24 protein-coding genes are annotated in these 25,306 nt (G+C 71.1%); 15 read left to right on the top strand and 9 right to left on the bottom strand.

Features of this window, described 5'->3' with window-relative positions; genetic code table 11:
- Positions 1-16: 16 nt before the first annotated feature.
- From ABZ857_RS11420 to ABZ857_RS11410, 3 genes are all read right to left on the bottom strand, one after another.
- Entirely contained in the window at positions 17-1,189 is a 1,173-nt protein-coding gene (locus ABZ857_RS11420) for a 3-deoxy-7-phosphoheptulonate synthase (protein WP_357041245.1), read from the bottom strand.
- Between the two features lie 108 nt (positions 1,190-1,297).
- The gene (locus ABZ857_RS11415; RefSeq protein WP_357041244.1) at positions 1,298-1,786 is read right to left on the bottom strand and encodes a PhzA/PhzB family protein; all 489 of its coding nucleotides are present in this window, start codon (positions 1,784-1,786) and stop codon (positions 1,298-1,300) included.
- 82 nt (positions 1,787-1,868) lie between these two features.
- Complete coding sequence (locus tag ABZ857_RS11410) at positions 1,869-2,924, bottom strand: ParB N-terminal domain-containing protein (protein WP_357041241.1); 1,056 nt, start codon at positions 2,922-2,924, stop codon at positions 1,869-1,871.
- A 667-nt stretch (positions 2,925-3,591) separates the two neighbouring features.
- Between ABZ857_RS11410 and ABZ857_RS11405 the strand changes: the two genes are divergently transcribed.
- Both ABZ857_RS11405 and ABZ857_RS11400 read left to right on the top strand, forming a co-directional pair.
- Entirely contained in the window at positions 3,592-4,539 is a 948-nt protein-coding gene (locus ABZ857_RS11405; protein WP_357041238.1) for a sigma-70 family RNA polymerase sigma factor, read from the top strand.
- A gap of 25 nt (positions 4,540-4,564) precedes the next feature.
- The gene (locus ABZ857_RS11400) at positions 4,565-4,960 is read left to right on the top strand and encodes a VOC family protein (protein WP_357041235.1); all 396 of its coding nucleotides are present in this window, start codon (positions 4,565-4,567) and stop codon (positions 4,958-4,960) included.
- A gap of 89 nt (positions 4,961-5,049) precedes the next feature.
- On the opposite strand, the gene ABZ857_RS11395 is transcribed toward ABZ857_RS11400, so the two are convergent.
- Positions 5,050-5,574 carry a sigma factor-like helix-turn-helix DNA-binding protein gene (locus tag ABZ857_RS11395; protein ID WP_357041234.1) on the bottom strand — a complete coding sequence of 175 codons (525 nt, stop codon included), beginning with the start codon at positions 5,572-5,574 and terminating at the stop codon, positions 5,050-5,052.
- A 408-nt stretch (positions 5,575-5,982) separates the two neighbouring features.
- Between ABZ857_RS11395 and ABZ857_RS11390 the strand changes: the two genes are divergently transcribed.
- Entirely contained in the window at positions 5,983-6,528 is a 546-nt protein-coding gene (locus ABZ857_RS11390) for a hypothetical protein (protein WP_357041231.1), read from the top strand.
- Between the two features lie 92 nt (positions 6,529-6,620).
- On the opposite strand, the gene ABZ857_RS11385 is transcribed toward ABZ857_RS11390, so the two are convergent.
- Genes ABZ857_RS11385 through sigJ form a run of 3 tightly spaced genes read right to left on the bottom strand, consistent with a single transcriptional unit; the run spans position 6,621 to position 10,390 of the window.
- Positions 6,621-8,273 carry a ubiquinol-cytochrome c reductase cytochrome b subunit gene (locus ABZ857_RS11385; protein WP_357041868.1) on the bottom strand — a complete coding sequence of 551 codons (1,653 nt, stop codon included), beginning with the start codon at positions 8,271-8,273 and terminating at the stop codon, positions 6,621-6,623.
- 5 nt (positions 8,274-8,278) lie between these two features.
- Entirely contained in the window at positions 8,279-9,400 is a 1,122-nt protein-coding gene (locus ABZ857_RS11380; protein ID WP_357041229.1) for a Rieske 2Fe-2S domain-containing protein, read from the bottom strand.
- 27 nt (positions 9,401-9,427) lie between these two features.
- Positions 9,428-10,390: an RNA polymerase sigma factor SigJ gene (gene sigJ, locus ABZ857_RS11375; RefSeq protein WP_357041226.1), complete on the bottom strand. Its 963-nt coding sequence runs from the start codon at positions 10,388-10,390 to the stop codon at positions 9,428-9,430.
- Between the two features lie 209 nt (positions 10,391-10,599).
- Here sigJ and ABZ857_RS11370 point away from each other — a divergent pair, with 209 nt between their 5' ends.
- From ABZ857_RS11370 to ABZ857_RS11315, 12 genes are all read left to right on the top strand, one after another.
- Positions 10,600-11,361 (top strand): DeoR/GlpR family DNA-binding transcription regulator, encoded by a 762-nt coding sequence (locus tag ABZ857_RS11370; RefSeq protein WP_357041223.1) that lies wholly within the window; start codon positions 10,600-10,602, stop codon positions 11,359-11,361.
- On the top strand, positions 11,358-12,323 hold the full coding sequence (gene pfkB, locus ABZ857_RS11365) for a 1-phosphofructokinase (RefSeq protein WP_357041220.1): 966 nt from the start codon (positions 11,358-11,360) through the stop codon (positions 12,321-12,323). The genes ABZ857_RS11370 and pfkB overlap by 4 nt, the downstream gene beginning before the upstream one ends.
- 266 nt (positions 12,324-12,589) lie before the next feature.
- Positions 12,590-13,753, top strand: coding sequence for a PTS mannitol transporter subunit IICB (locus ABZ857_RS11360; protein ID WP_357041218.1), 1,164 nt, complete (start codon positions 12,590-12,592; stop codon positions 13,751-13,753).
- Positions 13,754-13,757: 4 nt separating this feature from the next.
- Complete coding sequence (locus ABZ857_RS11355; RefSeq protein ID WP_357041215.1) at positions 13,758-14,066, top strand: PTS lactose transporter subunit IIB; 309 nt, start codon at positions 13,758-13,760, stop codon at positions 14,064-14,066.
- Entirely contained in the window at positions 14,059-14,526 is a 468-nt protein-coding gene (locus ABZ857_RS11350) for a PTS sugar transporter subunit IIA (RefSeq protein ID WP_357041212.1), read from the top strand. Before ABZ857_RS11355 ends, ABZ857_RS11350 begins: the two co-directional genes overlap by 8 nt.
- Positions 14,523-15,563, top strand: coding sequence for a zinc-dependent dehydrogenase (locus ABZ857_RS11345; protein WP_357041209.1), 1,041 nt, complete (start codon positions 14,523-14,525; stop codon positions 15,561-15,563). Before ABZ857_RS11350 ends, ABZ857_RS11345 begins: the two co-directional genes overlap by 4 nt.
- Before the next feature lie 36 nt (positions 15,564-15,599).
- Complete coding sequence (locus ABZ857_RS11340) at positions 15,600-15,902, top strand: HPr family phosphocarrier protein (RefSeq protein ID WP_357041206.1); 303 nt, start codon at positions 15,600-15,602, stop codon at positions 15,900-15,902.
- Between the two features lie 216 nt (positions 15,903-16,118).
- Positions 16,119-17,021 carry an AraC family transcriptional regulator gene (locus ABZ857_RS11335; protein WP_357041203.1) on the top strand — a complete coding sequence of 301 codons (903 nt, stop codon included), beginning with the start codon at positions 16,119-16,121 and terminating at the stop codon, positions 17,019-17,021.
- Positions 17,018-17,440 (top strand): VOC family protein, encoded by a 423-nt coding sequence (locus ABZ857_RS11330; RefSeq protein WP_357041200.1) that lies wholly within the window; start codon positions 17,018-17,020, stop codon positions 17,438-17,440. The genes ABZ857_RS11335 and ABZ857_RS11330 overlap by 4 nt, the downstream gene beginning before the upstream one ends.
- Positions 17,441-17,517: 77 nt before the next feature.
- On the top strand, positions 17,518-18,771 hold the full coding sequence (locus tag ABZ857_RS11325; RefSeq protein ID WP_357041198.1) for a hypothetical protein: 1,254 nt from the start codon (positions 17,518-17,520) through the stop codon (positions 18,769-18,771).
- A 96-nt stretch (positions 18,772-18,867) separates the two neighbouring features.
- Positions 18,868-20,529, top strand: coding sequence for a catalase (locus tag ABZ857_RS11320; RefSeq protein WP_357041195.1), 1,662 nt, complete (start codon positions 18,868-18,870; stop codon positions 20,527-20,529).
- 258 nt (positions 20,530-20,787) lie between these two features.
- Positions 20,788-21,777: a LacI family DNA-binding transcriptional regulator gene (locus ABZ857_RS11315; protein ID WP_357041192.1), complete on the top strand. Its 990-nt coding sequence runs from the start codon at positions 20,788-20,790 to the stop codon at positions 21,775-21,777.
- A gap of 6 nt (positions 21,778-21,783) precedes the next feature.
- Here ABZ857_RS11315 and ABZ857_RS11310 read toward each other — a convergent pair whose 3' ends face one another.
- Together ABZ857_RS11310 and ABZ857_RS11305 are read right to left on the bottom strand one after the other, a co-directional pair.
- Entirely contained in the window at positions 21,784-23,829 is a 2,046-nt protein-coding gene (locus ABZ857_RS11310) for an RICIN domain-containing protein (protein WP_357041189.1), read from the bottom strand.
- On the bottom strand, positions 23,826-25,304 hold the full coding sequence (locus ABZ857_RS11305; protein ID WP_357041186.1) for an alpha-L-arabinofuranosidase C-terminal domain-containing protein: 1,479 nt from the start codon (positions 25,302-25,304) through the stop codon (positions 23,826-23,828). The genes ABZ857_RS11310 and ABZ857_RS11305 overlap by 4 nt, the downstream gene beginning before the upstream one ends.
- Positions 25,305-25,306: the final 2 nt, after the last annotated feature.

Here is a 25,306-nt window from a genome sequence, read left to right as displayed (position 1 = left end):
TCTGGGAGCCGTCGCGTCAGCCGCCCCAGGCCGAGATGACCGAGACCGCCTGCCAGAGGGTCAGCCGGGGGTCGCAGAAGCTGGTGTACCGGTCGCCCACCTGGCCGAAGCCGTCCTCGTCGGCGACGCATTCGGTGACGTCGTCGGGCGTGGTCTCCAGATGGAGGCCGCCGGGCACTCCGTCCGCGCTCTCGACCGCGGTCACGAACTCGCGGACCTCCCGTTGCAGGGTCGGCACGAGGCGGGTCTTGTGCCCCGACGGGGTGACCACCGTGTTGCCGTGCATGGGATCGCAGAGCCAGACGACGGGGTGTCCGGCGGACCTGACGGCCTCGACGAGCGGCGGCAGGGCGTAGGCGACCTGGTCGGCGCCCATCCGGGAGATCAGGGTGAGCCGGCCCGGCTCGCGTTCGGGGTCGAGCCGCTCGCACAGGGCGAGCAGTTCGTCCTTGCTCATCTTCGGGCCCACCTTGCAGGCGACCGGGTTGGCGACCTCGGCCAGCAGGGCGACGTGCGCGCCCTCCACCTGCCGCGTCCGCTCGCCGATCCAGGGCCAGTGCGTGGAGCCGAGGATCAGCCTTCCCGACGCGTCCCTGCGGAGCATGGGAACCTCGTAGTCGAGGAGCAGCGCCTCGTGGCTGGTCCACAGGGGCGGGTCTATCGGGGACCGGGCGGACGATCCGCGCCAGCCGAGGTGCTCCATGATGTCGCTGGCCGCCATGTATCCCGTGAGTATCCGCAGCGGATCGTGCTGCCTGCTCTCGGCCGTCGGCTCCGGGCCGTTGACCATGTGGCCGCGGAACGCCGGGAGGGTGAGGTCGCCGACCTGCTCGGTGGAGCTGGAGCGCGGCTTGGAGAACTGGCCGCCGATCCGGCCGGCCCTCAGCACGGGCTTGTGGGTGATCATCTTGAGCGCGCCGGCCAGCACGTCCAGCGCCGCGGACTTGCGGCTCACGTGCTCCGGCGTGCATTCCTCTGGGTTCTCCGCGCAGTCCCCGGCCTGTACGACCAGGGAGTTTCCTGCTGCGACCTCCGCGAGGAGGGCACGCAGGGTGCGCACGTCCGCGGGCCTGACGAGCGAGGGCCGGGAGGCGAGCACTTCCTTGACGCGCTGGACCTGCGAGACATCGCCCCACTCCGGCTGCTGCAGCGCGGCGCTCAGCCGGATGGCGGGCATCACGTCATCCACGGTTCTCCATGGGGTCGAGGCGCTCTGGGCGCCGTCGTCGTCGCCCGGCCGGGGACGGCTGGGGTTGCCTGGCGACCGCCGCCGATGAGGCGGCAGTCGCGGCCGGGTCTAGGTGGGGATTCCCTCACGCCTGATCTCGGGCACGGGGATGCTCAGCGCGCGCAGTTGCTCGAACGGGTTCATGAACTCGCGCTGCAGCTTGATCTTCCCGTTCTCCAACTGGAAGGAGTGCAGGAAGTGGTTGCTGTAGTGGCCTTCGGGGTAGCCGGGGAAGCGGATGGCGCCTTCGCCGTCGCACTCCACCCAGAAGAAGTTCGGGTCGTCGGTCTCGAAGATCTGGACGTTGGTCCAGACCCAGTCGGGGAAGCACTTCAGCGACCAGACGGCGTGCTCGGCGAGGCGGTCACGCCCGCGGATCGCGATCGGCTGCCCGGTGTCGTTGGTCCACAGGCCGCCGACGCCGTCCTCGGTGAACAGCAGGTGCCGCCGCAGCCGTTCCTCGCCTCTGGTGTTCATGTACTGCTCGACCGTCGCCCGGTTGATCTTCCGGAGCTCGATCTCCGCGTCGCTTCCCGGAAAGTGAACCGTCTCTGACACGATGAACCCTCCAACGAATCCCGATTAATGGCGATATTTCACCCTGAGCCTTCGCCCCAGAAGCGCCTCCGTTCATTTCCGGTCAGCCCGGGAAACCACCCGGAACCATGCTCGCCAGTCGTTTCCATTCCTCGGATCTCTTGAGCACGACGGCACGGATGAGCGGCATGCAATGGGCCGGAATCGCCTCGGCGATCTCCTTCCACTGGGCCGGCCCCACCTCCGTCGCCAGGAGCATCCGCAGCAGCATCCGCCCGGACTCGGTCGCCCGCAGGGACGGATCGCGCGCGAGCTTGCGCAGCGCGGACGCCGTTTCCACGGCCTCTCCCGCCGCGTGTCCCGCCGGCCTCGTCTCGCCCCTGCTCGGGCTCTGCCCGTGCGGGCGGCGGGCCTCCGCCGCTCGCCGGACGGCCCCGGTCCGGGGCGTCGCGGCCCCGTCCCGAGCCGGCGTCGTCATGCTCCGCGGCCCGGCGCCGGTCCTCTCCCTGGCGCGCAGCCGGTCCGGGATCGGATCCTGTCCGCGGTCGAGCCGCTCGCGTACGTCCCGGACCGTTCCCACGGAGAGCCCGGTTTTCCTGGACAGCTCACGGAGGGAGATCTCCGAGTTGGCCGCCAGCAGGGCCGCCGCGCTGCGACGCCCCTCGACGCTGCTGAGCGGCCTGGATCTCCCGTCCCTGCCGACACGGCTGTACTCGTGCTGCCCCGGCCCGCCGAGCCGCCGGCGCACGCCGGCGACGGTCTTGGCGCTCAACCCCGTGCTCTCGGCCACCACCCTGTCCGACCAGTGCGGATGGGAGGTGATGATGCGCCGGGCCGCCTCCTTCCGCTCGTCGAGCGTCAGCGGCAACCCGTGGCCGACGTTGAGCCGGACCGACAGGACGAACGCGTCGGCCTCGCTTCCCTCGAAGAACCGGACCGCGATCTCGCTCCTGCCCTTCAGCACGGCGGCGCGCAACCGGTGCATGCCGTCGATGACACGCATCGTCGGCCGGTGCACGAGGAGCGGATCGAAGACGCGATCCGTCTCCGCGAGCAGCCGGACATGCGCCGGGTCCTCACGTTGCTTTCGCGGCGAAAGCGAGGACGTGAGGTCGCGGACGGGCACGATCTCCCACGGCAGACGGCGGAGGTCCGCCACGTCGGGAAGGCGAGTTCCGAGTTCGCGATCAGCGTCGGCTGCGGTGTGAAGTGTCACTGCGGGACCTTCCTATGAAGGAACAAGGGCAGGGGCGCTTTCTTCACAGGAGCTCAACTGCGGCTCAGCTTATGTTCCGGGTAATTGCTATGCCAGAGCAGAGGGGGCCCATTCATGGCAAGTTACCCATAAATTCGAATATCGGTCTGTTCGACCCAGGGCGGGACCATGAGCTGTTCATGTACCGCCATCACGACATATCGCGGAAATGCACCGGACGGCATGCATCGCCTGCTTCTGAGCCGTCACCCGAGTCGCGGGACGGCCGTGCGGCGGAGCCGTACGAGCTGAGCCCAAGGAACACGGACGATGCGGCCGGCCCCTGGCGCACACCTTTCAGCACCTCACCGGACACCGATTTCGGACGTCATCGTCGAATTTCGGAACGGCGAGAAACTATGAGCGGTCGAAACGAGGATAGTATGCACCTCGGGCGGTAGCCGGCCGGTACGCTTCACGGCCGGAGAGGCCACCCTCGGTGCGCCTCCCCGTCACGTTGGTTCAAACGAACCGGCGACAATAATCAGTACGGGCACTGACGTCTCCTTGTCAAACGTGCGTTCTCCCTCTCCCCACCCATACGACGAACCGCGACGGTGAAAGGTGACCGATGAACGACCAGGCCCAATTGGCCGAGCACTTCGACCGATCCCGCGGGCATCTGCGAGGGGTCGCGTTCCGCATGCTGGGCAGCGCGGACGAGGCGGACGACGCGGTGCAGGAGACCTGGTTGCGCGCCTGCCGCGCCGACTCCGGCTCCGTCGACAACCTGACCGCCTGGCTGACGACGATCACCGGACGGGTCTGTCTCGACATGCTGCGCTCACGCAGCCGCCGGCGTGAGGACTTCGCCGACCTGACCGAACTCGACATGCTGGCCCCCCACGAGGAGGCCGCCGACCCGGCGGACGAGGCGGTGCTCGCCGACTCCGTCGGTCTCGCCCTGCTGGTGGTCCTCGACACGCTCGGCCCCGCCGAGCGGGCCGCCTTCGTGCTGCACGACCTGTTCGCCGTGCCGTTCGACGAGATCGCCGTGATCGTGGAACGCTCGCCGGCGGCCGCGAAGAAGCTGGCGAGCCGCGCCCGGCGCCGGGTGCACGGCACGGCCGACGTCCCCTCCTCCGACCTCGCCAGGCAGCGTGCGGTGGTGGACGCCTTCCTGGCCGCCTCCCGGGCCGGCGACATCGACGCCCTGCTGGCCGTGCTGGCTCCCGACGTCGTACGCCGGGCGGACTCCGTCGCCCTGCGCGGACAGGCCAAGGCTCCGGCGGAGGTGCGGGGCGCACGCGCCGTCGCCGAGGAGACGCGCACCAACATCCGCAGGGCGCGCTTCGCCTGGCCCGCTCTCGTCAACGGCGCCGTGGGGGCGGTGGTCGCTCCGCGCGGACGCCTGCAGCTCGTCATCGAGATCGGCTTCGCGGGCGACCGCATCGCGTCCATCGACGTCATCGGCGACCCCGACCGTCTGAAGGAGATCAGGCTCGGGCTCACCGACGTCCCGTCGCCGGCGCCGGCCGCACCGTCCGGACCCCGCCAGCTCTCCGTGCAGGGCGCGTGAGAACCGAACGTCGCCGGGAGGCATCGTGATCGTGAATCCTCGGCTCGCCGTGCTCTACGTCAGCGACCAGAGCAGGACTCTGGAGTTCCTCACTGGGACGCTCGGCTTCGAGCTCGCGGCCGACGTCCCCCAGGGGGAGGGGCGGCGGTGGGTGGAGGTGCGCACGCCGGGTGCGCAGACCTGCGTGGCGCTCGCCGCCGTCGAGCCCGAGATCCTGGACGCGCTCCACGCCCGTGTGGGCCGGATGACCCACGGCTGGTTCGACTGCGACGACGTCGACGCCACCTGCCTGGACCTGCGGGCGCGGGGAGTGGAGATCGTCGTGGCGCCGCAGGCCACCCCCTGGCGGGAGGGGGGCCGGTGGGCGCAGATCCGCGGCCACGACGGCAACCTGTACGGGCTGACGGAGCGGGGCCGCTGATCCGCGGGCACCACCGGGCGACAGCGGGCGCGGGTGGTCAACTGTGTCTTTTCCCCAGTTGCACACCCCGCCCGCCCCCGCGGTGCGGCTCAGCCGCCGGCCCATCGGAAGGGGCGCACCTCGCAGCGCACCCGCGCCTTGGCCCTGGCGTCGATCCCGCGCACCCCCTCCTCGGTGAGCCCTGTCACCGCGGCGATGTCGGCGTACGCGAGCCCGAACCCGTGGTGCAGCAGGAACACCGTCCGCTCGTCCTGGTCCAGCATGCCGAGGACGGTCGACAGGGCCGCGGAGACCGACTCGGCCAGCTTCAGATCGGGCTCGCCCCGCAACGGCTCCGGGAGCCAGGGACCGATGTGCTCCTCGCCGTTGGCCTGGGCGACGCGCAGGCGCGTGAGCGCCAGCACGGTGACCAGCCCGATGAGCGCTCCCGGGAAACCCGCCGAGCGGTCGCCCTGACCGGCCAGCCAGCGGGCCCGGGTCTCCTCGACCACGCGTGCGGCCTCCCCGCCGTCGCCGAGCATGCTGCGGGCCACCGCGTGGAGCAGGGCGGCGTGTTCCTCGAACGCCTGGAACGCGAAGTCCGCCCCCGCCGGCCCATCCGGATTACGCTCCATGCGCTCTCCTCGTCGTCGTGGTCCGATCTCCGGACACAGCCCCACCGGTCCGGTGGCCGTCCTTCGCCGCCCGTCCGGACACCCGCGCGTGCGGCGCCGACGCCCCCTATGCCGCACGATTCAACGATTTCTTCGTCGCCCGCAATTTACACCGGCAGAACCGTTGCGCCCAGATTCCTTTCCCCTTCCCTTTGCCGGCGACGCCCGCGGGACGCCGCCACGCCTCTTTCTCATTGAGACGAACGCGGCCCCCGGAATGTGACATACGAGCGCGCGGTGAATTCCCGGTGCAATGCGGATGTCACGTTCCGACCCCCGAGGTACGTCTTTCTTTTGGCGGCCAGAATCGGCGAACGCCCCCGCACCACACCGCGCCGCCTCCCAGTCGCACAGCGAGGTGAACAGCTGATGGTTTTCGTCCCGGACGCCTCCTACACCGATCCGAGCGCATGGCGGATCGCGATGGACGCCAGTGAGGGAACGCTGTCGATGACGACATCGAAGGGGCCTCGGCTCCTGCACGAACTGCCCTGTTTCCACGGCTCCTTCTATCTGAGCCCCGTCGGGCTGCTGGCGGGGTTCACGCTGCAGTTGCCGCTGCCGGTCTACCCGTCGTGGCTGCGGGAGGACGAGGCACCCGTGCTCTTGTGGGAGTCGGTGGACCTCGAGGCCGACAGCGCCCCGAACCAGGTCCTGGGGAACGCCCGGCTACGGCTCGGCAGGCGGGAGGCCACCGCGGCCGTGTCCGGCCTGTGCACGGAGGTCCCTGTCGGTCACTCCGGCCGCCCCTATCTGAAGATCGTGCTGGAGACCGTGTACCCCTCGGTGAGCCTGCGCTGGCCGGTGGAGGCATGGCAGCGGCTGCGGCCGGTGACGCTCAAGCTGTTCACCGAGATCCGCCCCGCCGACCCGCCGGAGTCGCAGTGGTCTGTGCCTGAGCAGTGGGAGGGGTGACCCCGGTGGCGGGACGGGTGCCCCGGGCCCGGCCCGGGGCACGACCGTGCGGGCCCGGAGGAACGCCTCCGGGCCCGCCCGCGCGAGAGCGGTCAGCGCGTCAGCGCACGGTTCTGACCGTCCGCAGGTGCCGTCTGTCCCTCCGGAAGTGCGGCCTGCCCGTCCTCGTCGTGCGGATGACCGTTGACCGGCGGAATCTTCTCCCCGCCGTACGCCCTGGACATCCGCAGGCGCAGCCTGCCGAGCGGTCCGCGCAACCCTCTGGGGGGCACGGTCTCGTCGTACGACAGCACCGGCACGGGTTCCTTGCCGCGCAGGTGTGCCTCGATGTCCTCCGCCGGCCGCGAGTGGACCTCGACGTACCCGCCGTTCGGCAGCCGCTTGATCACGCCCGACTCCACGCCGTGCGTGAGCACCGCGGCGTCGGAGCGCTGCAGGCCCAGGCAGACGCGGTAGGTGATCGCGTAGGCCAGGGCGGGCGCGACGAACACGAGGATCCGTCCGGCCCAGGTGGTCGTGTAGAGGCTGATGCGGAAGTTCGCCGAGATGATGTCGTTGCCGCCGAACAGCCAGAGCACGCCGTAGAAGGCGATGGCCGCCATGCCGATCGAGGTGCGATGCGGGTTGTTGCGCGGCCGGTCCGCGAGGTGGTGCTCGCGGTTGTCACCGGTGAGCCAGCGTTCCAGGAACGGGTAGAGCGCCATTCCGACGACGATGATGCCCAGGGGCACCAGCGCGGGGATGACCACGCTGAGCGGGATCGTGCCCGCCTCGGAGGTGCCGAAGAGATTGACCTCCCAGGCGGGCATGATGCGCAGCGCCCCTTCGAGGAAGGCCAGGTAGAAGTCGGGCTGCGAGCCGGCCGAGACGTCGGCGGGCGAGTACGGCCCGTACAACCAGACAGGGTTGATCTGCGCGAACGTGCCGAGACCTGCGATCACGGCGAACGTGAACAGGAAGAACGCCCCCGACTTCGCCATGAAGGCCGGGTAGAAGGGCGCCCCGACCACGTTGCGGTTGGTGCGGCCCTTGCCAGGGAACTGGGTGTGCTTCTGCACCCACATCAGGATCAGGTGCCCGGTGACCAGCGCCAGGATCAGGCCGGGCAGGAGCAGGATGTGGATCGAGTAGAAGCGGGAGATGACGTCCTCGCCCGGGTACTCCCCTCCGAACAGGAAGAAGTTGAGGTAGGTGCCGACCACCGGCAGGCCGATGACCACGCCCTGGGTGACCCGGAGGCCAGCGCCGGACAGCAGGTCGTCGGGCAGGGAGTAGCCGGTCAGGCCCTCGAACAGCGCGACCGAGAGGATCACCACGCCGATGAGCCAGTTGAGCTCGCGCGGCTTGCGGTAGGCGCCGGTGAAGAAGACCCGCAGCGCGTGCGCCATCATGCCGCCGATGAAGACCAGGGCCGCCCAGTGGTGGATCTGCCGGATGAGCAGGCCGCCCCGGACCTCGAAGCTGATCTTCAGCGAGGACGCGTACGCCTCGGACATCGTCACCCCCTTGAGGGGGGCATACGTGCCGTTGTAGACGATCTCCCCCATGCTCGGCTTGAACCAGAACGTCAGGAAGGTGCCCGTCAGCAGGAGGATGACGAACGAGTACAGCGCGATCTCGCCGAGGAGGAACGACCAGTGGTCGGGGAAGATCTTCCTCAGATTGCGCTTGAGGAAGTTCCCCGCGCCCACGCGGTCGTCGAGGAATTCGGCCGGCCCGGCGATGCGCTCGGGCACGGTTGTCAGTTCGTTCAAGAGTGGCCTCCGTTCTCCCTGACCCGCGCCTCCGCGTCGCCGCGCTCCCAGTAGCTGGGACCGACCGGGGCGGGGAAGTCGCCCAGCGCGATGAGGTAGCCCTCCTCGTCGACGCCGATCGGCAACTGCGGCAGTGGCCGGGCGGCGGGGCCGAAGACGACCCTGGCCCCGTCCGCGGCGTCGAAGGTGGACTGGTGGCACGGGCACAGGATGTGGTGGGTGGTCTGCTCGTACAGCGCCGCGGGGCAGCCCACGTGTGTGCAGATCTTGGAGTAGGCGACGATCGCGTCGTGGGTCCAGTTCGCGTTCGTGCCGGGCTTGAGCTCCTCCGGACGGAACTTGACGAGGATCACCGTCGCCTTGGCCAGGACGTTCAGGTCGTGTTCGTATCCCTGGGGGACGACCGACAGGATCCCTCCGGGCGAGTTGAAGTCGGCGGCGCGGATCGGCTGCCCGGTGCCCTCGACGACCAGCCGCAGCGGCTTGCCGTCCTCGGTCTTCTCGCCCCAGACCGTGTGCCCCAGCCGCCGGTGGAGCTGCGCGGCGGGCACGCCGCTGGAGTCGAGGTCGCGCAGCAGCACCAGCGGGGCCAGGCCCAGCGGCGCCGCCGCGAGCAGCAGCGTTCTGCGCAACAGCCGGCGCCTGACGATGCCGCTCTCCCCGGCGCCGCGCACGAACGTCTCCGCGACCTCGGCCCGCACCTCCTCGGGTGAGGCCATGGGGTGGCGCTGCTGGACCAGCTCGTATTTGGGCATGATCTGGCGCACCCAGATCACGATCCCCGAGGCCAGCGCCAGCAGCGCCAGTGTCAGCGTCCCGCCGAGGGCGACGTGCGAGACGCCCGTCGCGCTCAGGCCGCCGACCTGGAACTGGACGTAGGTCACGAGGAAGGCCACGAGGGCGGCGAACGCGAGCGTGAAGCACAGCGCCGCGATCCTCTCCGCCCTGCATGCCTTCCCCTCGTCCTGCGGAACGACGCCGGGGACGGCGGGGACGCCCTGGTCCTCGCCGGGGGCGTCCGGCAGCGCGGACGCGGGGGCGTCGGATAAGGGGGTGCCGATGACGCGTGCGGGTGTCCGCCGCTCCGGCTGCCCGGTCTCGTGCTCGTTGTCTGTCATGACGGAAGTCGCTTCTCTCGCGGCCTGTCAGCCTGCGGCACGGATATGCCTGTTCCTCCCGGGTCGCCGGCCCGCGCCGACGCCCCCGAGCTTGTCCTGGTTGGCGATGATCCAGATCCGCGTGACGCGGTCGGCGGCGCGATCGACGTCGACGACGATGACGGCGATCGGCTCGCCCCCGGCGGTGATGAGCGCCGCGGGCCCGCCGTTGACGTCCACGATGGATCCGCTCCCGATGTCGTCGGCCTCCGCGGCCGCGGCGCCCGCGGGACGCAGCACCCGGCGCAGGCCGCATACGAGCAGGCGGCCGACCTTCGCAGCGCCCTCAACGGGGTTCCTGGCCACGCCGCGGCGGCCGTTCCCGTCGATGGACAAGGTGACCTCCGGGGCGAGCAGGTCGAGCAGCGCCCGCAGGTCGCCGCCCAGGCAGGCGGCCAGGAAGCGCTCGGTCACCCGCCTGCGGACCTCGCGGTCCTGCCGGAACCGGGGCCGCCGCTCGCGCACGTGCGAGCGGGCGCGGCGGGCGAGCTGCCGGACCGCGGTCTCGGACCGGCCGACCACCGCCGCGATGTCGGCGAAGGAGAACTCGAACGCCTCCCGCAGCACGAACACGACCCGCTCCAGCGGGGAGAGGGTCTCCATCACCACGAGCATGGCCATGGAGACCGAGTCCGCCGTCTCGGCGCCCTCTTCGAGCGCGGGCCCTGTCGGCAGCGGCTCGGGCAGCCACTGCCCCACGTACGCCTCCCTGCGGGCCTTCGCCCAGCGCAGGCGGTCGAGGGCGAGCCTGGTGGTGACCTGGACGAGGAAGGACCGGGGGTCCGCGATCCTGGAGTGGTCGACGCGGTCCCACCGCAGCCACGTCTCCTGGACGATGTCCTCGGCGTCGGTCACGCTGCCCAGCACCCGGTACGCCACCCCGAACAGCAGATCCCGGCTGCTCTCGAAACTCGCGACTGGTGTGGGCTGCCCATCGGTCACCGCGGGCATCTGGCCTCCTTGTCTCCGCCTCCCCTATAGAGACGCGCCGGAGGTTCGAGACGTGACACGGGGTGCCCGGGCGCGAGGCCGCCGGACATGCGACGTCCAGGGATTACGCGCACCTTGCCCGTTTCGTGATGTGCGCCACTCTTGACCCTCCAACACGGACGGGTATAAACACATACGAAACAACATCGAAACGGCGGTGAATCAACACGATGTACGCCGAGGAGCGGCAGCAGGAGATCCTGCGGGCGGCCCGGGACGCCGGCCGGGTCGACGTGGTGACACTGGCCGAGAGGTTCGGCGTCACCACGGAGACGATCCGCCGCGACCTGACCGCCCTGGAGCGCGCGGGCGTCCTGCGGCGCGTGCACGGCGGCGCGATCCCGGTCGAGCGCCTGGGATTCGAGCCCGCCCTGGCCGCCAGGGACGAGGTGATGACGGCCGAGAAGGAGCGCATCGCCAAGGCCGCCCTGGCCGAACTGCCGCAGGACGGCGCCGTGGTCGTCGACGCGGGCTCCACGACGAGCCGGCTCGTGCAGGCGCTGCCGCCGGACCGCGAGCTCACCGTCGTGGTGAACTCGCCGCCGCTGGCCACGATGCTGGCCACCCGCCCCAACCTGACCGTGCTCATGCTGGGCGGCCGGGTGCGCGGCCGGACGCTGGCGACCGTGGAGGACTGGGCCATCCAGCAGTTGTCGCAGCTCAACGTGGACGTGGCCTTCATGGCCACGAACGGCTGCTCGGTGGCCAAGGGCCTGACGACCCCCGACCCGGCCGAGGCGGCGATCAAGCGGGCGATGATCGCCTGCGCCGACCGCGCCGTCCTGCTGGCCGACCACACGAAGTTCTCCGGCACCTACCTGGCGCGCTTCGCGACGCTGGGCGAGATCGACGTCGTCATCACCGACACCGGGCTCGACCCCGAGCAGGCCGCCGCGCTGGCGGCCGCCGGACCCGAGGTGGTCCGCGCATGATCCTCACGCTGACCCTCAATCCCAGCCTCGACCGCACGATCGAGGTCGGCGCGCTCACCCGCGGCGCCGTCATCCGGGCCGCCGCCACCCACCTCGACCCCGGTGGCAAGGGCGTCAACGTGTCGCGGGCCCTGCTGGCCAACGACGTCCGGTCGTGCGCGGTCGTCCCGTACGGCGGCAGCGAGGGGCGCCGGCTCCTCGACCTGCTGTCGGCCGAGGGCATCGACATGATCCCCGTGCCGGTCGCGGGCGCCACCAGGTCCAACGTCGCGATCGCCGAGCCGGACGGCACCGTCACCAAGGTGAACGAGCCGGGCACCGTGCTGACCCCCGCCGAGCTGGACACGCTGGCGGGCGCCGTGCTCGACGCCGCCCGGTCCGCCGACTGGGTGGTCGCCTCGGGCAGCCTCCCGCCCGGTGTCCCGGTGGACGTCTACGCCGGGCTGTGCCGCCGCTTCGCCGGCGCCGGCATCAACCTCGCGGTCGACACGAGCGGCCCCGCCCTGGTGTCCGCCGTGAACGCCGGCCCCGCGCTGGTCAAGCCGAACCGCGACGAGCTCGCCGAGGCCACCGGCACGTCGATCGCCAACGTCGGCGACGTGCTCGACGCGGTCGGCAAGCTGCGCGCCATGGGCGCGCGGTCGGTCCTGACCAGCCTCGGTGCGGACGGCGCGCTGCTGGTCGAGGACGACGAACAGGTCTGGTACGGCGAATGCGCGGTCGAGGAGCCGCGCAGCAGCGTGGGCGCGGGCGACGCCCTGCTGGCGGGCTTCCTCGCCGCGGGGGCCCGCGGCGGGACGGCCCTCGCCGAGGGCCTGGCCTGGGCCGGCGCGGCCGTGGGGCTGCCCGGCAGCCGGATGCCCCGCCCGGCCGACATCGACCGCACACGCGTCCGGATCGGTTCCCCCGATCCGGCCAGGCCGCTCACGCCACCCCCTCGCTCGGCGCTCGAAGGCGCTTGAGCGCGACGCACGGCCCATATCCGCTCACTCGCTCCGCCCGCCCGCTCGGTCCCTACCGACTCACTCGCTCCGCTCTTACCGACTCACCCGCTCCGCTCTTACCGACTCACCCGCTCCGCTCGCCTCCGCCCCTACTGACGCATTCGCTTCGCTCGCTCCGCCCCTACTGACTCACTCGCTTCGCTCGCTCATGCCCGGGGGATGACAGCGACCCACCCCCCTCCCAACCGGCCAGCCAGGCCGGTCGCCCCGGAAGGAGCACGTCAATGGCCACGCCATATACCCCCACCGTCCACGGCACCGGTGTGCGGGCCACGATCCAGCGCTTCGGCGGCCATCTCGCCGGGATGATCATGCCCAACATCGGCGCCTTCATCGCCTGGGGCCTCATCACGGCCCTGTTCATCCCGACCGGGTGGGTGCCGAACAAGACACTCGCCGAGCTGGTCGATCCGATCATCAAGGTCCTCCTCCCCGTGCTCATCGGCTACACCGGCGGCCGGATGGTCCACGCCCAGCGCGGCGCGGTCGTCGGCGCCGTCGCCACGATGGGCGTGGTCGTCGGGGCCGACGTCCCGATGTTCCTCGGCGCGATGATCATCGGCCCGCTCGCCGCACTGGTCCTCAAGTACGTCGACCGGTTCACCGCCGAGCGGACCAGGGCCGGCTTCGAGATGCTGGTCGACAACTTCACCGCCGGCATCGTCGGCGCGGTCATGGCGATCGCCGGCGTCCTCGCCATCGGCCCGGTGGTGGAGAAGGTCACCGAGGTGGCGGGCAGCGGCGTCGAGTGGCTCATCACCCACTCGCTCCTGCCGATCGCCTCGGTCATCATCGAGCCGGCCAAGGTGCTGTTCCTCAACAACGCGATCAACCACGGCGTGCTCGGGCCGCTGGGCGTCGCCGAGTCGGTCAAGCACGGCAAGTCGATCCTTTTCATGCTGGAGTCCAACCCCGGCCCCGGCCTCGGCCTGCTGATCGCCTATCTGCTGTTCGGCCCGAGGTCCCTGCGTCCCAGCACCCCCGCCGCCATGATCATCCACTTCTTCGGCGGCATCCACGAGATCTACTTCCCGTACGTGCTGATGAAGCCGCGCCTGATCCTCGCGGTGATCGCCGGCGGCGCCTCGGGCGTGCTCACCTTCCTGGTCACCGGGGCGGGCCTGGTCGCGACGCCGTCGCCGGGCAGCATCTTCGCCTACATGGCGGTGACCCCGAAGGGCGGCTGGTTCGGCGTGATCGCCGGGATCGTGGTCGCGACGGCCGTCTCCTTCGCCGTCGCCGCCGCGCTGCTGGGCTTCGGCCGCGCCAACGGCGACCAGGCGGACGACCCGGCGCAGGACGGCATCACCAACGACACGAGCGACGAGAACCGCGACACAACTGGCGAGACGGCGGCCGAGAGCGTGCCCGCCACCAAGGAGGCGTAGAACCGTGTCCAGCATCGAGGGCAAGGACGTCCGCAAGCTCATCGTGGCCTGCGACGCGGGCATGGGCAGCAGCGTCATGCTGGCGAGCACGCTGCGCAAGCAGCTCAAGGGCACCGCGGTCACCGTGGAGCACACCCCGGTCAACTCGATCCCGGGGGACGCCGACGTGATCGTCTGCCACACCGGGCTGGCCGAGCGGGCCAGGGCGAGCGCCCCCGGCGTCGTGCTCGTGCCGTTCCAGGTCTTCATCGGCGACCCGGCCGTGACGCGGGTCGTCACCGCCATCAAGAACGGGGGCACGATCGATGGCTGACCGGGCCGGCACGGCCCCGCTCCCCCTCGATCCCCGCGCCGTACGGACGGCCGCGACCGCCGCGGACATCGAGGACGCCATCCGGCAGTGCGGCGCGGTCCTCCAGGAGGTCGGCGCCGTGGACGGGAGCTACGTCGAGGCCATGCTCGAACGCGAGCGGTCCATCTCCACGTACGTCGGCGAGGGCGTCGCCATCCCCCACGGCACGCTCACCTCGAAGGAGGCGGTCCGCCACGACGCCGTCTGCGTGCTGCGCTTCCCCGAGGGCGTCGACTGGCACGGCGAGCGGGTGACGGTGTGCGTCGGGATCGCGGCCCGCGGGGACGGCCACCTGCGGCTGCTGTCGGAGCTCGCCCAGATCCTGCTCGACCCGGACCGTGCCGCGGCCCTGCGCGCGGCCACCGAGGTCGACGAGGTCATCCACCTGCTGCAACCGGACGGAGAGGAAGACTCCGAGTGAAAGTCGCCCGTTTCCACGCTCCTGGGGACATCCGCCTGGAGGAGGTGCCCGAGCCCGTCGCCCGCCCCGGCGAGGTCAAGATCCGTGTGCGCAACTGCTCGACGTGCGGCACGGACGTGAAGATCTACCGGTTCGGGCACCACCACATCAGACCGCCCCGGGTGATGGGCCACGAGATCGCCGGGGAGATCGTGGAGGTCGGCGAGGGCGTCACCGGCTGGAGCCCGGGCGACCGGGTGCAGGTGATCGCCGCGATCCCGTGCGGCGAGTGCGAGGAGTGCCGCCGGGGCCACCTCACGGTCTGCCCCGACCAGGAGTCGATGGGCTACCACTACGACGGCGGCTTCGCGCAGTACATGGTCGTGCCGGCCAAGGTGCTCGCCGTGAACGGGCTCAACCGCGTCCCCGACGGGGTGGGGTTCGCCGAGGCGTCCCTCGCCGAGCCGCTCGCCTGCGTGCTCAACGGGCAGGAGCTGGCCCGCGTCGGCGAGGGCGACGACGTGGTCGTCGTCGGCTCGGGCCCGATCGGCTGCCTGCACGTGCGGCTGGCCCGCTCGCGCGGCGCGGCCCGGGTGTTCCTCGCCGACCTGAACGCCGAGCGTCTCGCGATGGCCGCCGACCTCGTACGGCCGGACGCGGCGATCTGCTCGGGCGAGACCGACCTCGTGGACGAGGTGCTCAAGCTGACCGGAGGCCGGGGCGCCGACGTGGTGATCACGGCGGCGGCCTCCGGGGCGGCCCAGCAGCAGGCGTTGCAGATGGCCGCGCGGCAGGGCCGGATCAGCTTCTTCGGCGGGTTGCCGAAGGACGACCCGATCATCGCCTGCGACTCCAACCTCGTGCACTACCGGGAGCTGACCATCGTCGGCGCCAACGGGTCGAGCCCGGCGCACAACGCCCGCGCCCTGCGGCTCATCGCCGACGGAGCGGTGCCGGTCGCCGACCTGATCACCCATCGCCTCGGCCTGGACGAGGTCATGGACGCCATCGACGTCGTCGCCCGCGGCGCCGCCATCAAGGTCACCATCGAGCCCTGAAACCGAGCCCTGAAATCGAGTTCTGAAAGGAAAGCGATGCCGGAAAGGACAGTGGCGGTCGCCTCGCGCTCCGGCCTGCACGCCCGCCCCGCCAAGATCTTCGTCGAGGCGGCGGCGCGGCAGGCGGTGCCTGTGCGCATCCGCGTGGGCGACGGGAAGGCCGTCCCCGCCACCAGCATGCTGGGCGTGCTGACCCTCGGGGCGGGGCACGGCACCGAGGTCACCCTGGAGGCCGACGGCCCGGCGGCGGAGGAGGCCCTCGCCGCCCTCGCGGACCTGCTCTCCCGCGACCTCGACACCGAGGGAGCCGAGGGGGTCCCGGACACCGGAGCCGCCTGACCGCCTGACCGGTTGGCCGGTTGGCCGAGGGCGCCCGGCCGCCCGGCCGGGCGCGTCCCCTGGTCGCGCCCGCCCCACTCCGTGCCCTCGTATTCCCGGCTCGCCAGCCCCGCCTGGCCTCGGCCTCGCCACGCCCCCGCGGCCGTCGTCGCCCGCGACGGTGGCCGCCGCACTCCCCTTCGTGGAGACTGGGAACGCGGGAAGGAGGACCAACAGATGGCGGACGGGGACGAGTCTGACGAGTCGCGCCTCCTGCACCGGCAGCCCGCTCCCGCGCTGCGTCCGCTGGTCGCGTGGTACAGCGGCTATCGCGAGGCCGGCGTCCCCCCGGCCACGCATCGCGGCCTGCCCTCGCCTTACCTGACGATGATCGTCACGCTCGACGACCCGCTCGTCGTCGCGGCGCACCCCGATCCGCGCACCCCGCCCGGGTCGTACGACACGCTGGTCGGCGGGCTGCACACCACGGCGGCGCTGATCACGCACGACGGACGGCAGTCGGGCGTGCAGCTCGCGCTGACACCGCTCGGCGCGCGGGCCCTGCTCGGGCTGCCCGCCGGGGAGCTGTCCGGGCTCGACGTGGACGGCGCCGAGGTGCTCGGCCCGCTGGCGGGCGAGCTGCGCGAGCGCCTGCTGGAGGCGCCCGGCTGGGACGAGCGCTTCGCGGTGCTCGACACGGTCCTGTCCCGGCACGCCCGCCCCACGCGGGCACATCCGGCCGAGGTGGCGCGGGCGTGGCGCCGGATACTGGCCGCCGGTGGGCAGGTCACGGTGTCCGAGCTCGCCCGCGAGGTGGGCTGGAGCTCCAGACACCTCAACGGCCGGTTCCGGGAGGAGATCGGCCTGTCCCCCAAGGAGGCGGCGCGGGTCGTGCGGTTCGACCGGGTCCGCCGCCTGCTCCGTGCCCACTACCGGCCCCCGAGCTCGGTGCCGTCCGGACGCCGGCTCACGCTGGCCGACGCGGCGGCCGAGTGCGGGTTCTACGACCAGGCGCACCTGGCCCGCGAGTTCGGCGCCCTCGCCGGATGCTCACCCAGCCGCTGGCTCAGGGAAGACGGTGCGCAGTTCCGAAACGTCCAAGCCGGGGCGGAGGACGAGCCGCGAGACTCGATGGCATGAACGACACCACACCGGCACCTCAGGTATGGCCCACGCTGCGGGCCAGGGACGCGCGGGCCCTGATCGCCTTCCTCGTCGAGGCATTCGGCTTCGAGGAGACCGCCGTGTACGGCGAGGGCGACCGGGTCGACCACGCCCAGCTCTCCTGGCCAACCGGCGGCGGGATCATGCTGGGCTCGGTCCGGGACACACCGGACGACAAGTGGAACCTCACTCCCGGCTCCTTCGGCGCATACGCGGTCACCGACGACCCCGACGCGCTGTTCGCCCGGGCGACCGCCGCGGGGGCGCGGGTCGTCAAGGAGCCGTACGACACCGACTACGGCTCCCGCGAGTTCGCCGTACGCGACCCGGAGGACAACCTCTGGTCGTTCGGCACCTACCGCGGCGAGCCCCGGAAGGCAGCCCCCAAGGGGTGAGGTAGGGGATTCCCCACCGCGGTTCCGGCGGTGCGCGGGATGGGCCGCGTGCACCGCCGGAACCTACCGTCATGACCATGACGAACCCCCTCCCCAAGCGGCTGCTCGCCGCCGCGGCCTGCGCCGCGCTGGTGCTCTCCGTTCCCGCCACCGCCTCCGCCGCGATCACCCGGCCCGCGGCCGCCGCCTCCGCCGCTACCGCCTCCGCCACCGAAGCCCCGCGCGGCGCGATCGTGTCGGCGACCCGCCTCGACCGGCTGTCGCCCGCCCAGGTCTCCGCCGCCCTGCGCGCGGCCGGCTTCCCCGCGCCGGAGCACCCGCTCGGGGTCGACGTCTACCGGGTCGTCTACCGGACCACCGGCACCGACGGGAAGCCCACGACGGCCAGCGGCGTGGTGACCCTGCCCCGCTCCCGGGACGGGCGCCTGTCGTTCGCGATCTACGAGCACGGGACGCTCCCCACCAGGCGCTACGCGCCCTCCGTCGCGGCGGACAGCGACGGCCGGCTGGTGCCGGTCATGTTCGCCGCCGCCGGCTTCGCGGGAGTGGCGCCCGACTACCTCGGTCTCGGCCTCGGGCCTGGCCGGCACCCGTACATGGACGCGGCGTCGGAGGTGACGGCCTCCGCCGACCTGCTGCGCGCCGGCCGCGATCTCGCCGCCCGGCACGGCCGGTCCGTCGACGGCCGGGTGCTGGTCACCGGCTTCTCCCAGGGCGGGCAGGCCGCGATGGCGCTGGGCCGGGCGCTCCAGCAGGGCGCCGTGCCCGGGCTCCGGCTCGCCGCGCTCGCCCCGATCAGCGGGCCGTACGCCGTGGAGCGGGCCGAGCTGCCCGCCGTCCTGTCCGGGGACATCGAGCCGCACACCGCGGCGTTCTACCTCGCGTACTGGATCACGTCGATGAACCGCCTCCACCATCTGTACGACACGCCCGGGCAGGCGTTCCGCGCGCCGTACGACACCACGGTGGAGGGGCTCTTCGACGGGCGGCACACCGAGGAGCAGATCGCCGCCGCGCTCCCGGCGAGCCCGGCGGAGCTGCTGACCGACGAGTTCATGGCCCAGGTCAGGCAGCCCTCGGGCGCGTTCCTCGAAGCGCTGCGCGCCAACGACACGACCTGCGCCGGCTGGCGGCCCCGCGTGCCCGTCACGCTGTACGCCTCCCGGGGCGACCGCGACGTGGCGATCGCCAACTCCCGGCTGTGCCGTGACGACCTGCTGGCGAGCGGCGCCGAGGTGCGCCTCGTGGACGTCGGTGACGTGGACCACGTGCACGGCGCCCTGCGGTCCCTCCCCCGCGTGCTCCGGGCGTTCCAGGATCTCCTCTCCTGAGGGCCGCGAGACGAATACCTCGGCAAAAAGCGGAAAGGGGGCTATTGAAGAGGACAAATACCTCAAATGAGATCAAATAGCGAGAGGAGCCGTCCCATGACGGACGTGTCGAGCAAGGGACCGGAGCCCGGGGACGAGCGTCCGGTGCTGACCAACCGTCAAGGGCACCCGGTCTACGACAACCAGAACCAGCGGACGGTCGGCGCGCGCGGCCCGGCCACTCTCGAGAACTACCAGTTCCTGGAGAAGATGAGTCACTTCGACCGGGAGCGCATCCCGGAACGGGTGGTGCACGCGCGCGGCACGACGTCGTACGGCTTCTTCGAGGCGTACGGCGCATGGGGCGACGAGCCGATCGCCCGGTTCACGAGGGCGAAGCTGTTCCAGGAGGCCGGCAAGCGCACCGACCTGGCGGTGCGGTTCTCCACCGTGATCGGTGGCCGCGACTCGTCCGAGTGCGCCCGCGACCCGCGCGGCTTCGCCGTGAAGTTCTACACCGAGGACGGCAACTGGGACCTCGTCGGGAACGACCTCGCGGTGTTCTTCATCCGCGACGCCATCAAGTTCCCCGACGTGATCCACGCGCTCAAGCCGGACCCGGTCACGTTCCGGCAGGAGCCGAACCGGATCTTCGACTTCATGTCGCAGAGCCCGGAGACCATGCACATGCTGGTCAACCTGTTCAGCCCGCGCGGCATCCCGGCGGACTACCGGCACATGCAGGGCTTCGGGGTCAACACCTACAAGTGGGTGAACGACCGGGGCGAGACCGTGCTGGTGAAGTATCACTGGATGCCCAAGCAGGGGGTCAGGAGCATGACGGCCGAGGACGCCGCCCGCATCCAGGCCCGCGAACTGGGCCACGCCACGAAGGACCTGCACGACGCCATCGAGCGCGGCGACCACCCGGAGTGGGAGCTGCTCGTCCAGATGATGAGCGACGACGAGCACCCCGAGCTGGACTTCGACCCGCTGGACGACACCAAGGTCTGGCCGGAGGAGATCTTCCCGGCCAAGCCGGTCGGCCGGATGGTCCTGAACCGGACCGTGGACAACGTCTTCGCCGAGAACGAGCAGATCTCCTTCGGCACCGGCGTCCTCGTCGACGGGCTGGACTTCTCCGACGACAAGATGCTGGTGGGCCGCACGTTCTCCTACAGCGACACCCAGCGCTACCGCGTCGGGCCGAACTACCTGCAGCTGCCGGTCAACCAGGCCAGGAACGCCGACGTGCGGACCAACCAGCGCGACGGCTTCATGACCTACCACCAGGACCAGGGAGGCGAGAACCCGCACGTCAACTACGAGCCGTCGATCAACGGCGGGCTGCGTGAGGGACAGTTCCCGACGCACGACGAGCAGGGCCCGGAGATCGTCGGCAGGCTCACCCGCAAGCGCATCCCGCGGACCAACGACTACAAGCAGGCGGGCCAGCGCTACCTGCTCATGGAGCAGTGGGAACGCGACGACCTGGTGGAGAACCTGACCGCCAAGCTGTCGGAGTGCGACCGGCCGATCCAGGAGCGCATGGTCTGGCACTTCCTGCTGGTCGAGGACGACCTCGGGCTGCGCGTCGGCGAGGGGCTCGGCATCACGCCGGACGACGTCAAGCACCTGGAGCCGCTGGCGAGCCAGGACCTGACCGACGAGGACAGGGAGCGCCTGGCCAACCTCGGCAAGAACGGCCCGCGCGACGTCTCGGGCCTGAAGATGACGCACTGCGTCCCCGACGAGCGGGCCACCGTACCCGCGATGTGAGATCCGCCTGGCAGCAGGACCCGGCCCGGGAATCCCGTGCCGGGTCCTCCATTTTCCGCGCGCCACTCGTCGAACCGCTCACTTCCGGCAGGTCGCGCCGGAGACTCGCCCGGCGTTCCCCTGCCTTGAGATCGTTAACATTCTCCAATGGACCCGCCCTGAACATGGGCTTCGGCGGAATTGGTATCGTTCACATCATCAGGGTGAGCGGGGAAAGGGTGGCTTGTGGCAGGTAGTCGTCGCTCGGGGCGTCCAGCGGTGATCGGGGACGTCGCACGACTGGCCGGGGTCTCCAACCAGACCGTCTCCCGGGTGCTCAACGAGCATCCGAACGTCCGGCAGGACACCCGTGATCGAGTCCTGGACGCGATGCGGAGGCTCGACTACCGTCCGAACCTCATGGCCCGTGGCCTGGTCCGGCAGAAATCACACATGCTGGGTGTGATCAGCTTCGACTCGGTGCTGTTCGGACCGGCCACGACCCTGCTCGGCATCGGGCGGGCCGCCCGGGCGCGCGGGTACGGGGTGACGATACTCACTCCGGAGAGCGGCGACCGGTCCAGCATCGTCGACACGGCCGCCTCGCTGGCGAGCCAGGCGGTCGCCGGGGTGGTCGTCGTCTTCCCGTCCCAGGCGGCCACGACGACCGCGCTGCTCAGCCTCCCCGCGGGGCTGCCCGCCGTCGCCGTCGAGGCGGCCCCGGACGACGCGATCCCGGCCGTGCGAATCGACCAGGCGACCGGGGCGCGCATCGCCGTGCAGCATCTGCTGGAGCTCGGCCACGAGACGGTATGGCACGTCTCCGGCCCGCGCGACAGGCTGGACGCCCAGGCCCGGGTCGACGGATGGCGCGCCACGCTCGAGGAGGCCGGTCGTACGACGCCTCCGGTCGTCGTGGGCGACTGGAGCGCGGAGTCGGGCTATCGGGCCGGCCTCGAACTCGCCGAGCGGACGGGCATCACGGCCGTCTTCGCCGCGAACGACCACATGGCGCTCGGCCTGCTGCGCGCGTTCCACGAGCGGGGCATCCGGGTCCCTGAGGATGTGAGCGTCGTCGGCTTCGACGACATCCCGGAGGCGGGTTACCTGATCCCCCCGCTGACCACCATACGGCCCGACCACGAGGAGGTCGGGCGCCTGGCCGTGACGACCCTGCTCGGTCTCGTCGACGAGACCGAGCAGGACGCCACCGCTCCCCCGTACGTCGTCCCTACGCTGGTGCGGCGCAGCAGCACCGCCGCACGCTGAGGGGCCTTACTGGATGCCTTCCTTCACGAGGGTCCACTGCTGGCAGGCGCAGCCGGTGTCGCCCCACTGGTCGGCGACGGCGCCGTCCGCCGTGGAGTTCTGGTAGATCTCCAGCAGCTTCCCGCTGTTGCGGTTGGGGACCTTGTAGTAGCCGCTGTCGGTCGGGGTCAGCGACCAGTGCTGGTAGGTGGCGCCGTTGGAGGATCGCTGGTCCGCCTGGGTGCCGTCGGCGGTCGAGCCGGACGGGATCTCCAGCAGTTTGCCGCTGTTCTTGTTGGTGAAGGTGTAGTAGCCGGCGGTGCCGGTCGACGCGACCTTCCAGATCTGGGTCATGTGGTCGGTGTCGCCCCACTGCCCTGCCCCGGCCCCGTCCGTGGTCAGGGCGGACGCGATCTCGAGGTATTTGCCGCTGCCGCGGTTGACGATCTTGAACTCGCCAGGGACCGCGACTCCCGGCCGGTGGACGTCGATGAAGTCCAGCTCGGCGTAGGTGCCGTTGTAGGAGAACCGGATGGTGTTCGTGCCGGCGTTCAGGGCGGTGGTGAACTGCGCCCAGCGGAACCGGCCCCAGTCGTACGTCGGCGGGTACGACAGGGTGAAGGCGGTGCCGCCGTTGACGCTCACGAGGTGGCTGCTCGTCGCGCCGGTCCCGTTGTCGTAGCGGACGTTCACCGTGTACGTCCCCGCGGCCGGAGCCTTGACGTCGAACTGCACGTAGCTGGTCGAGTAGTTGATGTTGCCGATCTTGGCGCCGTTCGAGGCGTCGGCGTGGGTGACGGTCGAGACGTTGTTCACCGTGGCCCGCTCGGCCTCGTAGTGGTCGGCGTTCAGCGGGATCGAGCCGACCCGGATGTCGTTGTACGTCGTGGAGGCGTTCTCCACGTTGGTCGCCTGGTAGAGCGTGGTGCCGTCGGGGCTCACGTCGATGCCCTGGGCGAAGCCGGAGAAGAAGCCGCCCTGGGTGTCGGAGGCGTCGTAGGTCACCGCGAACGGGAGCCGTTCCCAGTTGCCGGCCCCCAGGTTGTAGTTGACGAAGAAGTCCTGACCGCCGTTGATGTTGCCCGAGCCGTCCAGGCCCCACTTCGTCGCCACGACGATCATGCCGTTCGGGCCGCCGGCCGGCACCCATCGCACGTACGGCGAGGAGCCGATGCCCCGGCCGTCGGCGAGCTTGATCTGCGTGCCCAGCCCGCTGGGCCAGGTGACGCCGTCGTCGGACAGCTTGTAGTAGACGGGGGCCGTGTTGAGCGTCTGGCTCGGCCGGTTGACCACCTCGTACGTGGCGATGTACTTGCCGTTCGGCAGCTTGGCCACGGTGATCATGCCGGGCCTGTCGCTCTTGTTGCCGACGGCGGCCACGTTGGTGACCGCGCCCCAGGTGAGGCCGCCGTCGGTGGACTTGCGGTAGACGACCGCCTGCAGGATCCCGGACGCCTTCTGCCGCTCGTCGGAGAAGTAGCAGACGAGGTTGCCCGACGCGTCGATGTTGAGGGACGGCTCCCACACGGTGGTGGTCGTCGACGTCGGGCTCGGGTCGTAGACGGCGGGACCGCCGGTGTCGACCGTGCTCAGGTACGTCCAGGTGGAGCCGCGGTCGGTGCTCTTGTAGAGCACGATCCTGCTGCTGGACCTGTCGGCCGGCATGAGGTTGCCGGCCAGCAGGACGGTGCCCGCCGCGAGGCCGCCCACGGCCTGCGGCAGCTCGTACAGGAACGGCTGCGAGGTCAGCGTGAGCGAGGGGAACGTCGAACTGGGGACGACGTCCGAGACGTGCGACCAGGTCGCGCCGCCGTCCGTGCTCCGGTAGATGGGGTAGACCTGGTGACCGCTCACGTAGACGAGCTGGTCGTAGGTGACGAGCAGCTCGCCGTTGTGCGTCCCGTTGTTCTTCAGCGCGATGATCTTCGCGTAGGTGGTGCCCGCGGCGTCGAAGGCGCCTCCCGCGGGCGGCGAGTAGACGAGGGAGCCGTTGCCGGTCGTCACGGCCTGCGCTGTGCCGACCGGCACCAGTAACGCGGCCAGCAGCACGAGTGTGGTGAGGATCGCTTTCACACGGTGTCCTTCCGTTCCATTCGAAGGGCGGTCCACGACTCGGGGGCGAGCCGCAGGATCGTGGCGCCGGCGTCGTCGGCGGCGTGAGCGGTGAAGGCCCCGGGTTCACCCGGGCCGGCGGCCGTGAGCGTCCAGCCGTCGAGCACGGCCAGCCGTCCCGGACCTGCCTGGGAGAGGCGCACCTCGGCGGGCTCGTCGGAGCGGTTGGTGACGAAGACCGCCAGTTCCTCGGTCTCCTCGTCGTACGTGGCGGCGACGGCCACGGCCGGGACGTCCCCGTGCCGTACGGTCGCGACCTCGGGGCAGGAGACGACCGTCCGCAGGCTCAGGCCGTGGGCGAGCCGGGCCGCCAGCGCCGTAGGGTAGAAGATCGTCTGCCGCCGGGCGGCCCCGCCCGCCTCGGTGAGAATCGGCGCGCTGACGTTGACCAGCAGGGACAGGCAGCCGATCTTGACCCGGTCGGCGTTGTTCAGCAGTGCCACCAGCAGGTCCCCGACCACGACCGCGTCCAGCGGGGTGTAGACGTGCTCGGTGATCGGGACGGCGACGTCCAGCTCCCGGGCCGAGATGTCGACCACCGGGTCGCGGGTCCACACGTTCCACTCGTCGCAGGACAGGTTGATCTTCTTGTGCCGGCCGAGCCGCGCGCCGACCGCGTCGGCGGTCGCCACGACGTCCTGGATGAAGCCGTCGAGTGCGGCGCCCGACCCCAGATATCCCGCGCGCTCCCCGTCGTTGAGGTAGTACGCGTGCAGGGAGACGTAGTCGGCGACGTCGTAGGCCTGCTCCAGGACGTCGGCCTCCCAGTAGCCGAACGTCGGCATGTGACGGTGGCTGCTGCCGCAGACCACCACCTCGATCTCCGGGTCGATCATCTTCATGGCCTTGCCGGCCTCGCGGGCCAGCCGGCCGTACTCGGTGGCGCTGGTGTGCCCCGTCTGCCAGGGGCCGTCCATCTCGTTGCCGAGGCACCACAGCGGGACCCGGTGCGGCTCCGGCGTGCCGTACGACCTGCGCAGGTCGGACCAGCGGGTGCCGCCCTCGACGTTGCAGTACTCGACCAGGTTCGCGGCGTCCTGGACGCCCCGGGTGCCGAGGTTCACCGCCATCATCGGGATCAGCCCGCCGCGCCGCGCCCAGCCGAGGAACTCGTCGGTGCCCACCTCGTTGGGCTCGATCCCGCGCCAGGCCAGGTCGATGGTCCGGGGACGGCCGGCGACCGGCCCGACCCCGTCCTCCCAGCGGTAGCCGGACACGAAGTTCCCGCCGGGGTAGCGGACCAGTGTGGTCCCCAGCTCACGGACCAGGTCGGCCACGTCCGCGCGGAATCCTTGGGGGTCGGCACTGGGATGGCCCGGCTCGTAGATGCCGGTGTAGACGCACCGGCCCATGTGTTCGACGAACGATCCGAACAGCCGCCGGTCGACGGGGCCGCGGTGGAACTGGGTGCTGAGCGTGACGCCAGCGGTGAGCAATG

Source organism: Microbispora sp. NPDC046933 (assembly GCF_040644635.1).
Taxonomy (GTDB): Bacteria; Actinomycetota; Actinomycetes; order Streptosporangiales; family Streptosporangiaceae; genus Microbispora.
This window is presented reverse-complemented; position numbering and strand designations above follow the sequence as displayed.

Excerpts from the sequence above, each read along its gene's own strand:
- ABZ857_RS11380 (WP_357041229.1), bottom strand. The coding sequence starts at position 9,400 with ATGACAGACAACGAGCACGAGACCGGGCAGCCGGAGCGGCGGACACCC.
- ABZ857_RS11350 (WP_357041212.1), top strand. The coding sequence starts at position 14,059 with ATGGCTGACCGGGCCGGCACGGCCCCGCTCCCCCTCGATCCCCGCGCC.
- ABZ857_RS11360 (WP_357041218.1), top strand. The coding sequence starts at position 12,590 with ATGGCCACGCCATATACCCCCACCGTCCACGGCACCGGTGTGCGGGCC.
- ABZ857_RS11370 (WP_357041223.1), top strand. The coding sequence starts at position 10,600 with ATGTACGCCGAGGAGCGGCAGCAGGAGATCCTGCGGGCGGCCCGGGAC.
- ABZ857_RS11335 (WP_357041203.1), top strand. The coding sequence starts at position 16,119 with ATGGCGGACGGGGACGAGTCTGACGAGTCGCGCCTCCTGCACCGGCAG.
- sigJ (WP_357041226.1), bottom strand. The coding sequence starts at position 10,390 with ATGCCCGCGGTGACCGATGGGCAGCCCACACCAGTCGCGAGTTTCGAG.
- ABZ857_RS11325 (WP_357041198.1), top strand. The coding sequence starts at position 17,518 with ATGACGAACCCCCTCCCCAAGCGGCTGCTCGCCGCCGCGGCCTGCGCC.
- ABZ857_RS11320 (WP_357041195.1), top strand. The coding sequence starts at position 18,868 with ATGACGGACGTGTCGAGCAAGGGACCGGAGCCCGGGGACGAGCGTCCG.
- ABZ857_RS11330 (WP_357041200.1), top strand. The coding sequence starts at position 17,018 with ATGAACGACACCACACCGGCACCTCAGGTATGGCCCACGCTGCGGGCC.
- pfkB (WP_357041220.1), top strand. The coding sequence starts at position 11,358 with ATGATCCTCACGCTGACCCTCAATCCCAGCCTCGACCGCACGATCGAG.
- ABZ857_RS11340 (WP_357041206.1), top strand. The coding sequence starts at position 15,600 with ATGCCGGAAAGGACAGTGGCGGTCGCCTCGCGCTCCGGCCTGCACGCC.
- ABZ857_RS11395 (WP_357041234.1), bottom strand. The coding sequence starts at position 5,574 with ATGGAGCGTAATCCGGATGGGCCGGCGGGGGCGGACTTCGCGTTCCAG.
- ABZ857_RS11405 (WP_357041238.1), top strand. The coding sequence starts at position 3,592 with ATGAACGACCAGGCCCAATTGGCCGAGCACTTCGACCGATCCCGCGGG.
- ABZ857_RS11390 (WP_357041231.1), top strand. The coding sequence starts at position 5,983 with ATGGTTTTCGTCCCGGACGCCTCCTACACCGATCCGAGCGCATGGCGG.